Origin of the sequence: Bartonella sp. AP36NXGY (genome assembly GCF_042195865.1) — a bacterium.
GTDB lineage: Bacteria > Pseudomonadota > Alphaproteobacteria > Rhizobiales > Rhizobiaceae > Bartonella.
In genome coordinates this window covers 1-1,013 of the sequence record NZ_JBHIPD010000117.1, presented here as the reverse complement: position 1 = coordinate 1,013, position 1,013 = coordinate 1, and the positions used below count along the sequence as shown (strand labels likewise).

Genomic DNA, 1,013 nt, shown 5'->3' with positions numbered 1-1,013 from the left:
TTTGGAGTGAAAGACAGCCGCCCATAGGTGCCTACAAGACCGAAATGTGTTGTGGTATTTTGTCCTTCTAATGCCGCGAATGTGACTCCGGCTTGGAGAGCAGCATAGCGGATATCAGCACCATAACCATATTTGAGAGGTCCGCGTTCAGAAGATAAGGTTCCTGTGTTTCCGTAAGTATAGAGGAAGAAACCGGTTTGTTTTTCCTCTTCTTTTCCTAAGACAGATGTTCTGATATTGGCTAAAAGCGCGTTTTGTTTAGCCATATCCGTTAATCCACTATAGAAGAGAGCATTTGGCATGACTAAGTAACTGGCCGTTTGTGCTACAGGGACGATCACACTTGGACCAGAACCAGAATCCGTTTCAAGAATTTCTTTATGTAAGCGGAAATCCCAGAAATTTTCATTCTTCTCATCAAAGAGGCTTTGTGCAACATCGGCTGTACCGTGGCTTGACTCTGGTCCATAGGCCGTTAGCGTATATTTATAAGGCAAACGATTTCTTGTGGTATAGCCATTTACGAGTTTGAAAGAGTCTTCTCGTGCTTTTCCAGATACTTGAATGAGCGAGAGGCCACCTATATTGGAAGGATCAGCAGCATTGACTACACTACTTTCATCTCCTGAATCGCTTTTGATATAAACTGTTGTGGAGCCTGAGACATCACCGTGGATCAAAAGTCTATCGGTTTTTTGATCGGCACTTGCTACGCCATCACTCCAAGCAATGTTGAAGTAAATCTTTGCATTACCAGAGGCGTTGTAGACTGTTTGCGTATCTGGTTTACCAGATCCTATATGCAATGTGTGATAATGATCTTCTACCAGTCCATCAAAAACAATAGAGCTGTTATCGAGATTAAGCGTGGAAATATCAGAACGAGATCTTTGAGCGATATCAAGTAGTTTTCCATCAGCATCTTTTTCTTTTGTACTGGTCTTTAGTGTCCATGTTGTCTTGTTTTTTAGATCAAAATGTACATTTCTGTCTTTAGCAATATTCGCTCTGCC

The 1,013-nt window shown here is 41.9% G+C and carries 1 protein-coding gene; it reads right to left on the bottom strand.

Features of this window, described 5'->3' with window-relative positions; translation table 11 throughout:
• A partial coding sequence (locus tag ACFINX_RS10180; RefSeq protein ID WP_375668806.1) for an autotransporter outer membrane beta-barrel domain-containing protein occupies positions 1–1,013 on the bottom strand: 1,013 nt, incomplete at both ends.